The 9,727-nt window shown below is 61.3% G+C and carries 8 protein-coding genes; 2 read left to right on the forward strand and 6 right to left on the reverse strand.

Going from position 1 to position 9,727, the window contains the following annotated elements; all coding sequences use genetic code 11:
* Nucleotides 1-8: 8 nt before the first annotated feature.
* The gene (locus ACESMT_RS10880; RefSeq protein WP_372826607.1) at nt 9-716 is read left to right on the forward strand and encodes a molybdate ABC transporter substrate-binding protein; all 708 of its coding nucleotides are present in this window, start codon (nt 9-11) and stop codon (nt 714-716) included.
* 37 nt (nt 717-753) lie between these two features.
* On the opposite strand, the gene ACESMT_RS10885 is transcribed toward ACESMT_RS10880, so the two are convergent.
* The 6 genes from ACESMT_RS10885 to ACESMT_RS10910 form a co-directional block, all read right to left on the reverse strand.
* On the reverse strand, nt 754-2,004 hold the full coding sequence (locus ACESMT_RS10885; protein ID WP_372826608.1) for a HipA domain-containing protein: 1,251 nt from the start codon (nt 2,002-2,004) through the stop codon (nt 754-756).
* Entirely contained in the window at nt 2,001-2,273 is a 273-nt protein-coding gene (locus tag ACESMT_RS10890) for a helix-turn-helix domain-containing protein (RefSeq protein WP_372826609.1), read from the reverse strand. Before ACESMT_RS10890 ends, ACESMT_RS10885 begins: the two co-directional genes overlap by 4 nt.
* A 177-nt stretch (nt 2,274-2,450) precedes the next feature.
* Complete coding sequence (gene htpG / locus ACESMT_RS10895; protein ID WP_372826610.1) at nt 2,451-4,331, reverse strand: molecular chaperone HtpG; 1,881 nt, start codon at nt 4,329-4,331, stop codon at nt 2,451-2,453.
* A gap of 109 nt (nt 4,332-4,440) precedes the next feature.
* Complete coding sequence (locus ACESMT_RS10900) at nt 4,441-5,772, reverse strand: esterase/lipase family protein (protein WP_372826611.1); 1,332 nt, start codon at nt 5,770-5,772, stop codon at nt 4,441-4,443.
* 252 nt (nt 5,773-6,024) lie between these two features.
* Nucleotides 6,025-6,876 carry a pseudouridine synthase gene (locus tag ACESMT_RS10905; RefSeq protein ID WP_372826612.1) on the reverse strand — a complete coding sequence of 284 codons (852 nt, stop codon included), beginning with the start codon at nt 6,874-6,876 and terminating at the stop codon, nt 6,025-6,027.
* A gap of 96 nt (nt 6,877-6,972) precedes the next feature.
* The gene (locus ACESMT_RS10910) at nt 6,973-7,704 is read right to left on the reverse strand and encodes a Crp/Fnr family transcriptional regulator (RefSeq protein ID WP_372826613.1); all 732 of its coding nucleotides are present in this window, start codon (nt 7,702-7,704) and stop codon (nt 6,973-6,975) included.
* A 157-nt stretch (nt 7,705-7,861) separates the two neighbouring features.
* Between ACESMT_RS10910 and ACESMT_RS10915 the strand changes: the two genes are divergently transcribed.
* On the forward strand, nt 7,862-9,727 hold a 1,866-nt coding region (locus ACESMT_RS10915), incomplete at its 3' end, for a long-chain fatty acid--CoA ligase (protein WP_372826614.1).

The following is a 9,727-nucleotide window of genomic DNA, read 5'->3' on the forward strand; positions in this document are numbered from 1 at the left end:
GGAACACCATGACCACATTGCATTTGCTTGGCGGCGGCGCCGCCAGGGGACTTGTCACCACACTGCAGGATCACTTTCTCGCCCAGAGTGGCTGCGACATTGATGGGCGCTTCGACGCGGTCGGCAAGATGAAGGATCAGCTGTTGGCCGGCGCGCCTTGCGATGTCGTCATCCTGACCAGCACCCTGATCACGCAGCTGACCGAAAGCTGCGACGTGACCGCCGGCAGCGCGCGCCCGCTGGGCCTCGTCACTACCGGCATCGCCGTGAAAGAAGGCACTGCTGCACCGCCACTCGCCACGGTGGCACAGCTGCGGCAGGCCCTCCTGACAGCCGGCGCGATTTATTTCCCCGATCCGGTCAAGGCGACGGCAGGCATCCACTTCATGAAGGTGATGAAACTGCTGGGCGTCGATACCGAGATGGCCGGCCGACTGCACCCACACCCGAACGGCGCCGCCGCCATGCAGGCGCTGGCGCAGTCTGATGAGCCCAATGCGATCGGCTGCACGCAGGCCACCGAAATCATTTTTGCACCAGGCGTGCAGCTGGCGGCCAGTCTGCCCAAAGAGTTTGAACTGGCCACGGTGTACACCGCCGCCGTCAGCAGCAAGGCTACCCAGCCCCGCGCAGCCGCCGCGCTGATAGAGCTGCTCACCAGCGAAGAAACCGCCGGGCTTCGCAGCGCCGGCGGCTTCGAGCCGCTTCCGGAATAGTCCAAGCTTATTTAATGCGTGGCGCTGAGCTGCTGCCTCAGTTGCCCGTCATCGACAACGCATGAGCGCAATGAGTCTCAAAAACCGCAGTCATTTGCTTAAGCATTGCCTGCTCCCGTGCGGTAGGCGCGGTATCACCGATTACCCGTTCAAGGGTTTTTCGCCATGCGGGCAAAAAATCAAGCGCCATTTTTCTAAACCCTTTTATGGTTTCAGGCAGGCGAAAACCGCAGTCCCTGCAAAGGGCTTCCCAAGAGTGCGCGCCAACCGCGTCAAAAGTATCCTCGTCACCGATGTAGAGCGCCAACCCAGTATCGCCATAAGCCCGCACACACAAAAGATCGTAAAACGGCGCAAGGCGAAAACCCTTTTCGTCGACCAGCATCGACAGGTTTTTGGCATGGGCGTCGGCGTTGCCGATCAGATAGTTGAACATTACCCAGCGCTGTAATTGCAGCAAGTCGCTGCCGCGTACGGAGAGGCCACGCATAGCTTCCACCAGCTTGGGCACACTGACCAGCCCGCCCTGTCGTTCGTATTTCCAGTCCGACCCGTGGCCCAGTAGCTGGCAGCCGTCGAACTGGTGCAAACCAATGATATTGCCTGCCACATTCTTGCGGTCATAACGCTCTACAAGATAGACCGCCTCGGGCACACGCAGTAACCAGACATCGTTGACCGAAAGTTTTAACGCGCGCGCCAGCTTCATGCAGGCGTATTCGTTGATGGCGCTGGGCCGGTACCGCGGCTGGCGCGTATCCGGTTTCAGGATATGGGTGGTCGGCGAAGCGCCAATACTTTCTGACAACAGCCTCGAACGGCTGTCAAAATGCAGCCCCATTTTTTCCTGCGCGCCGGCCAGCGACATGGTGGCCTGCTCATTGGACAGAAGAAGCGGCCGCTGGCTGCGAATGCGCTCACTCAGCACGTCATAGGGCAAGGAAATGTATTGCTGCTGCATTACCGGTTGGGCATCTTCATGCAACAGGCTCAGCACACCCGGCAATTCTTTACCCAATTGGCCCAGCAATTCAAACATGGAAGGGTCGCGCAGGGCTAACGCCGCCACCACGTCTTCCAGCGCAGCCCCCTCGGGTAGCAGATTTTCGAAAAAACTGCGCACCAAGGCGCCGGTGAAACGACCTTGGGTCAAGGGAAACTGCGGTGCCAACACATAGCCACCCGGCTGCCCCAGCCACTGAGCGTCATACTCGAAAAAGAATTCGCCCGCCTCATGCCCAAACCACCCCATGGGGCGGACATTGGCCCACACGCGCAGGCGGATCATGCAGGTGGCCTCTGAGACGGATCGTTGTGCGGCATATCACCTTGAATATCGTTCTGCCAACCGCTGATCGTCACCTTCAGGCCCAGCCCCTCGACGAGTTGGAGCAATCGCTCTGCTGAGCAGCGCCCGGGGTCACTTTCAACATCGCGGATAAAGGAGGAACTCACATTGCACACTGCCGCAAGTTGTTCCCGGGACAGATTCTGCAACTGCCGCTCATGTTTTAGGCGCTGCGCCAGTGAATGCAATGTTTTGGTGTGGAGTTGCATAATTTGATCCTATAAGGTCAATTACATCAGAATTCCAGCAGGTTTTCGAATTTTGACCTCATACGGACAAATTTCTCCAATATCATTGATTTTTCTACAAATTTGACCTCATGGGAGCAAATTCAGAGCAAGGCATTCAATAAACGACCGGAGATAAAACCAACAGTTGCGCCGCGCTCAGAGCAGCAGCGCGTTCACCCGCTTCACATAAGCCGCCGGATCATCCGGCATACCGCCCTCGGCCAGCAGGGCCTGGTCAAACAGAATGTGCGCCAGGTCGTCGAAGTGTTCGCTGCCTTCGAGCTTTTTGACCAGCGGGTGCTGGGCATTGATCTCAAGAATCGGCTTGACCTCGGGCGCGGCCTGACCGGCCTGCTTGAGCATGCGGGCCAGCTGCGTGGACATGTCGCCGTCCTGCACCACCAGGCAGGCCGGTGAATCGACCAGGCGTGTGGTGGCACGCACATCGGCAGCCTTGTCTTTCAGCACTTCCTTGAGCCGGTCGAGCAGGGGTTCGAGAAGGGTCTGCGCTTCTTCTGCGGCCTTCTTCTCGTCCTCATCCTGCAGCTTGCCCAGGTCGACCGCGCCCTTGGCCACCGACTGCAACGGCGTGCCGTCGAACTCGTGCAGGTAATTCAGCGCCCACTCATCAACCCGGTCGGTCATGAGCAGCACCTCGATGCCCTTCTTGCGGAAGATCTCGAGCTGCGGGCTATTCTTGCCTGCCGCCTGGGTGTCGGCGGTGATGTAGTAAATCGCGTCCTGACCTTCCTTCATGCGGGCTTTGTAGTCGGCAAATCCGACACTGAGGGTGTCGGTCGTCGAACTCGCAAAACGCAGCAGCTTGGCGAGACGCTCACGGTTGGTAAAGTCCTCGCCCAGGCCTTCCTTGAGCACGGCGCCGAACTCGGCATAAAAAGTGGCGAACTTTTCTGGCTCGTTGGCGGCCATATCCTCGATCATGGACAACACGCGTTTGGTGCAGCCCTCGCGGATAGCCTTGACGGCGCGGCTCTCCTGCAGCAGCTCGCGTGAGACGTTGAGTGGCAAGTCGGATGAATCAACCACGCCTTTGACAAAACGCAAATAGGTCGGCAGCAGCGCCTGCGCGTCGTCCATGATGAACACGCGCTTGACGTAGAGCTTGACGCCGACAGCCTTGTCGCGGTTGAACAAATCCATGGGTGCCTTGGCCGGGATAAACAGCAACTGGGTGTATTCGGTGGAGCCTTCAACGCGGTTGTGCGTGCTGGCCAGCGGGGCCTGGCTGTCGTAGCTGATCTGCTTGTAAAACTCGTCGTACTGCTCTTGCGTGATGTCCTTCTTCGCCCGCGTCCACAAGGCGGCTGCCTGATTGACGGTTTCCCACTCGCCGGTCATCGCCATTTCACCGGGCTGCTCGTTTTCGCCTTCTTTCCACTCTTCCTTCGGCATCCGGATGGGCAGCGAGATGTGGTCAGAGTATTTGCTGATGATACTTTTGAGCTTCCAGGTATTGAGGTACTCGGTGGCATCGTCCTTGAGGTGCAGGGTCACGCTGGTGCCACGTTCTGCGCGTTCTATCGTCTCGACCTCAAAGTCGCCGGTGCCTGCGCTGCTCCAGCGCACACCCTCGCCCGCCGGCAGGCCAGCGCGGCGGCTTTCGACGGTGATCTTGTCGGCCACGATGAAGCCAGAGTAAAAACCGACGCCGAACTGGCCGATCAGCTGGGCGTCGTTTTTCTGGTCACCCGAGAGTTTGGCCACAAAGTCGCGCGTACCGCTTTTGGCGATGGTGCCCAGGTGCTCCACGGCTTCCTGCTCGGACAGGCCAATGCCGTTGTCGGCGATGGTGATGGTCTTGGCGGCCTTGTCGAAACTGACACGCACTTCCAGATTCGGCGCATCCTCGTAAAGCGCCGCATTGTTCAGTCCTTCAAAACGCAGCTTGTCGCAGGCGTCTGAAGCGTTGGAAACCAGTTCGCGCAGGAAAATATCGGGATTGGAATAAAGCGAGTGGGTCACCAGCTTGAGCAACTGGGCAACTTCGGCTTGAAAGGAAAGGGTTTGCTTGCTCATGATCCAGGTTCTTGAAAAAGGAGTGGGAAAAGACAGACGCCCCTGGAGTTAGGGGCGTCGTCATGACATTTCAAGGTCAGATTATCGCGTCTTCATGTCGGCGCTCATTTCAGGCCAGCCAGCGCCGAACTTGGGCATATACCGCAGGGCTGTGCAGCAACGCGACGTGCCCGGTTTCAAAGGCAATCCACTGCGCATCCGGCGGAAAGTTCAGGCTGCGCCCGGCTTCGGCATGTTGGCCCAGCGCGCTGGACAGGGGCACCAGCCCGTCACCAAGTGTCTGCGCCAGCTTGCCTTCGAGTGGCGCCGGCCCGGACAGATCGGCCGAGGCAGCGGCCAGGGTGGCCGCAAGCGCAAAACAGGGCACCCCCGCCGGAAGCGGCAGCGGGGGGCGCGTATCGGGCCCGGCTTCGAAGCGGTCGGGGTTCTGCCCGTCGCCTGCAAGCACATTGCCGTAGCGCAAGTCAGTGATGCCGGCGCTGCGGATCTGGCCAATTTTTGCAAAGGGCCGGGTCATCGGGTTGCTGCCCAGCACGGTATCGACCCAGTTGCCGACCTTTTCAAGCGGCGCGCCATGGTGCGGCGTACCGAGGAAAACCAGGTGTTTGAGTCGGCCCAGCCATTGCAGGCCACCCGCTGCCGCGCTGCGGCAGGCGCTGCGTGCGACCAGCCCACCCATGCTGTGGGTCAGCAGGCTCAGCGTCTCCACCTGTACCGGCCAGACTTTCAGCAAGTTCTCCAGCAGCGCCGCAAATTGCCCGCCATTGACGCAGGTATGCAGGCCGGTGTTGTAGTGCAGGTAAACCGGGGTGTAACCCAGCTCGCGCGCCAGCCGGTCGGCGTAACCGTGGCCACCCTCCAACGACGTTTCGTCGCCGCGCCATTGCAGGTCATTCATGCACAGGCCATGCACCAACACCAGAATTTTTCCGGCCGCCTGCGGCAGGCGTTGTGCCAGTGCAGCTTTGTCCAGCGGCAAGCGCTGGCCTTGATGCCGCAGACTCATGGCGATGGCCAGCGGGTTGCTGCCCTCCTGCAACTGGTCGCCCAGCACGCCGTTGAACACCGCCAGCATGGCTTCGCGCTGGGGCGATGAAGCGGGGACCGGCGTGCGTGTTGCCACTTGTGAAAGCACGGTATCGACCGCGCCGCCAGCCAGGCGCGTCAGGCCCTTGACGCTGCCATAGACCAGGCCGGTGATGCCGGCCTTTTTGACGCCCGAGGCGCCTGCCGCCCGGTCCACAAAGGCCCGCCCTGCAGCGCCAAACGGGGCGGCAACAGTTTTGTAAACATTGCCCTGCACTTTTTCGACCAGGCCGGTCACGCCCAGCGTGCCGCGCGTGGCCAGTTGCGCCAGGCCCTGAAGATCAGACGGATGCAGGTGGCTGCGCAAATCCGACAAGGGAGGAATGCCGGGCCAGCGCGGTGGGGTAGAACTCATGCCGCCATTGTCGCGGGCAGTCGGCGCAGCGTCCACCGGCTTTTTTCGGCGACTTCATGAATGAAAAGTGGCTTTGGCCCAAGAGCGACGGGCGCATGCAGCTCCTGAATCAGGACTAACTTAACATTGTGCAATGGTTAATTCGAAGGGCTGTCATGCCGGACCTGATCCGGCATCCATCCCTCATTAACCAGCGGCGGAAGTTCGCGCAGCGTGGATTGCGGGTCAAGCCCGCAATGACGAATGTGCAGGCTAAAAGCGCTCGTGCGGTGCCAGGTAACGCCACTGGCCCACCGGCAGATGGCCTAGGTTGACCATGCCAATGCGTACCCGCTTGAGGCCAGTCACAAACAGCCCGACCTGTTCGCACATGCGGCGGATCTGGCGCTTTTTGCCTTCCTTGAGGACAAAGCGCAGTTGCTCCGGATTTTGCCATTCGACGCGTGCTGGTTTCAAAGGCTCACCATCCAGGCTCAGACCGCGGCACAGCAGGGCGAGTTTTTCCGGCGGGAAGTCGGCCTGAACATTGACCGTCTCCGCGCCGTAACTGACACGCACCAGGTATTCTTTTTCCATCTCCGAATCTTCGCCAATCAATTGCCGCGCCACCCGGCCGTCCTGCGTCAACACCAGCAGCCCGATAGAGTCAATATCGAGTCGCCCGGCCGGCGCCAGGCCGCGCAGTTGCTCATGGCCCCAGCGCATGCGGCTGTTGCACTCGCGCCAGCGGTTTTGCGGCTGCACCAGCACCACGGCCGGTTCATGGCCGTCTTCGGCCTGGCCGCTGACGTAACCGACCGGCTTGTTAATGAGGATGGTGACCTGCTGGCGCTGCTGCTGCTCGGCTTCACGCGCCACCTCGATGCGTGCATTCAACGCCACGGGCTGGCCCATCACCGCCGGTTGGCCGTCCACGCGGACCCAACCGCGCGCGATCCAGTCGTCGGCCTCGCGGCGCGAACACAGGCCGAGTTCGGCCATGCGTTTGTTCAGGCGAACGGTGCTGCCGGTGGAAGCGCCGGGCGCGCCGGCAGGCGCAGCGGCGGCCGCGCGTATGCGCACAGCGCCGGTGGCGGGTGGTTTGGGGGAAGTGGGTTCAGCCATGGAGTCGCTTATTTTAGGGTGGCAGCGCGATACGCCCTCGGGTCAGACCTTGGAATACTATCAATTTGATAGCTATAGACGCATGTGGGAAAAGGGCTAGGGCTCTTTTTTACAGACAAACGCACTTGAGCGCAGCGCCGCCAGGTCCAGCACGCGCAAACCACCGTACTCGATGCGTATCGTGCTCTGCGCCTGCAGGCTGGCCAGCGCCTCGTTGACGCGCTGGCGCGACAGCCCGACCAGGTAGGCCAGCTCCTGCTGCGTGATGCGCAGGATCTCACCGACGCCGGGATAGAGCACCGGGTTGAACAGCGCCGCCAGGCTGCGCGCCACCCGCAGGTCGGGGTTGGTCATGCGGTCAATCTCGCGCGCGGCGATGAACTGACCCAGCCGCTCGTTGAGCTGGTTCATCACGAAGCGGTTAAAGCCGATCGAGTGATCAAGCAACCAGTGAAAGGTGTCCACCGGCAGACCCGCCACCACGCTTTTGCGCAGTGCCTGGATGTTGTAGCGGTAGGGCTCGCGTTTGAGCGCGGTCCCTTCGCCAAACCAGCCGCCCGGGGGCACGCCGGTAAAAGTCATGGTCAGACCCTGGGCGTTGTCGGCGCTCATCTTGAGCAGCCCTTCAACCACACCGAACCAGTAGGTCACAGGCTTGCCGACACGGCACACATAGTCGCCCGGCAGTGCGTCCCCCACGCTCAGTTCTGCGACGGCCTTCACACGCTCGGCGGGCAACAGCAGTTGCAGCCAGGGAATACCGGCCAGCTCGCCGTGGTCGGGAGCGCGGCGGCGCTTGTGCAGGGGAAGGTCGGGGGAGAGGACCATGGCAGAAAACAGCCTTCGGGAAAGTCCGGGGAGGAGTGACCCCTAAATTGTCGTCGAAACGACAACATAGCGTCAAACCCAGGCCTAGTATCCAGTTCAACCACCCGTCGTTCCGGCACACAGGAAAGCGGGCCCCACTCTGGAGACAAGGTACCGAATGCAGACCACCTTCCCCCGATTGCTGCTCAAGCACGCTGCCGAGCGCCCCACAGCGCCCGCCATGCGCGAAAAGGAATACGGCATCTGGCAGGCGCACAGCTGGTCGACCATGGCCGCGCTGGTGGAGCACATCGCCTGTGGTCTGCACCAGGCCGGGCTGCAGCGCGGCGAGCACATGGTCGTGATAGGCGCCAACCGTCCCCGGCTGTACGCCACCATGCTGGCGGTGCAATCGCTGGGCGCGATCGCCGTCCCCCTGTACCAGGACGCGGTGGGCGCCGAATGCGTGTTTCCGATCACCAATGCCGAGGTCCGCTTCGCGATGGTCGAGGACCAGGAGCAGGTCGACAAGCTGCTGGAAATCCGCGACCGATGCCCGCAGCTGGCCCACATCATCTTTGACGACCCGCGCGGCCTGCGCAACTACGAGGAGCCCGGCCTGGTCGCGCTCGATGCATTAATTGCCGGCGGGCAGGCCTTCGCTGCTGCACAGCCCGGTTTTTTCAGAGCGGAAATTGACAAGGCGCAGCCCGATGACGTGGCCGCCATGTTTTTCACGTCCGGCACCACAGGCAACCCCAAGGGCGTGGTGCACACGCACAACAGCTTGCTGGACCGGGCACAAGCCGGCGCCGAGTTCGACAAACTGACCAGCAGCGAGGAAGTGCTGGCCTACCTGCCGCCCGCCTGGATCGGCCAGAACATCTTCAGCTACGCGCAGTGGCTGTGCTGCGGCTATGTGGTCAATTGTCCGGAAAACGCCAGCACCGTGACCATCGACCTCAAGGAAGTCGGCCCGACCTACTACTTCGCGCCGCCGCGTGTGTTTGAAGGCCTGCTGACCAGCGTGATGATTCGCATGGAAGACGCCGGCGCCATCAAGCGCCACATGTTTCATTTTTTCATGAACGTCGCCAGGCGGGTCGGGCCCAGCCTGATGAACCGCGCGCCGGTGGGCGCGGGCGACCGCTTGCTTTATGCGCTGGGCAATCTGCTGGTGTACGGCCCCCTGCGCAACAACCTGGGGCTGTCGCGGGTACGTGTCGCCTACACCGCCGGCGAGGCGATTGGCCCGGACCTGTTTACTTTTTACCGCTCCATAGGCGTCAACCTCAAGCAGCTTTATGGCTCGACCGAAACCGCCGTGTTTGTCTGCCTGCAGCCGGACGACCAGGCGCGTGCCGACACCGTGGGGGTGCCGATCAAGGGCGTACAGGTCAAGGTCGCCGACAACGGGGAAATCCTGGTCAAGTCCGCCGGGCTGCTCAAGGGCTATTACAAAAACCCGGCCGCTACCGCCGAGGTGCTCACCGCCGACGGCTGGTACCACACCAGCGATGCGGGCTTTCTTGACGCCAGTGGCCACCTGAAAATCATCGACCGCGTCAAGGACGTCGGCCGCATCGTCGGCGGTGCCAACGACGGCGCCATGTTTGCACCCAAGTATGTGGAGAACAAGCTGAAGTTTTTCCCCCACATCAAGGAGGTGGTGGCCTACGGCGACGGCCGCGAGAAAGTGTGCGTCATGCTCAACATCGACTTTGAAGCCGTGGGCAACTGGGCCGAGCGGCGCAACCTGCCCTACGCCGGTTATACCGACCTGGCGCAAAAGGCAGAGGTGTACCAGTTGATCAGGGAGTGTATTGAAAAAGTCAACGCCGACCTGAGTGTTGACACGCTGCTCGCGGGCTCGCAGATCAGCCGCTTTCTGGTGTTGCACAAGGAGCTCGACGCCGACGATGGCGAGCTGACCCGGACCAACAAGGTGCGGCGCGGTTTTATCGCCGACAAATACCAACCCCTGATCGATGCGCTGTACAGCGGCAAGACCGAGCAGTTCATTGAAACCGTGGTGAAGTTTGAA

This window comes from Polaromonas sp., assembly GCF_041689105.1.
GTDB lineage: Bacteria > Pseudomonadota > Gammaproteobacteria > Burkholderiales > Burkholderiaceae_C > Polaromonas.